The 623-nt window shown below is 56.5% G+C and carries 2 protein-coding genes; both read left to right on the plus strand.

Annotation, left to right across the window (positions count from 1 at the left end; all coding sequences use genetic code 11):
- A partial coding sequence (dctP, locus tag AB9F26_RS22205; RefSeq protein ID WP_369769122.1) for a TRAP transporter substrate-binding protein DctP occupies positions 1–447 on the plus strand: 447 nt, incomplete at its 5' end.
- Between the two features lie 89 nt (positions 448–536).
- On the plus strand, positions 537–623 hold an 87-nt coding region (locus AB9F26_RS22210; protein ID WP_369769123.1), incomplete at its 3' end, for a M81 family metallopeptidase.

Below are 623 nucleotides of genomic sequence, written 5' to 3' on the forward strand. Positions count from 1 at the left end.
GTGTATTCCGGTCTACAAACCGGTGTTATCGACGGCCAGATGAATCCCGTTCCGATCATTTCCTTCGCGAACTTCGCCGAAGTGCAAGCTTATATGACGCTGACCAACCACCTGTTTTCGCCCTATACAATGATGATCAACCGCGCCTTCTTTGAGGGGCTGTCCGACAGCGAGCGCGCGACGATCCGTACTGCGGCAGAGAACTGTGTCACGGCAAGTCGCGGCCTGTCCCGCATCATCGAAGCCTCGGATCGCGGACTTGCAGGGTTGATGGACTCCATCGAAGTAACCGCGCTTACTGCCGATCAACGCGCGGCTATGTCCGCCGCCGCTCAGCCCGCGTTTGAAGCGCACGTCGCCGAGAATATGGATGCCCGTGCTGGTGAATTGCTCGGCATGTTCAAGGCTTCCGTCGCTGAGGCCAATGCCTCGACCTATCTGGATTAATCCTCCCTGTCCGCCGAGGTGTCTTGGCGAACTTCCAAGGCGAGGGGCCATCCCGTGGCCCCTCGCTCCTTTAACAAACAGGAAAACATATGCGGATTTTTTGTGCCTCACTCGCGACCGAGACGAACACGTTTTCGCCTCTCCGCACGGACTTTTCTGATTTCGAACAAAGTTTT

The organism is Falsihalocynthiibacter sp. BN13B15 (genome assembly GCF_041205415.1).
In the GTDB taxonomy this organism is placed as follows: domain Bacteria; phylum Pseudomonadota; class Alphaproteobacteria; order Rhodobacterales; family Rhodobacteraceae; genus Falsihalocynthiibacter; species Falsihalocynthiibacter arcticus.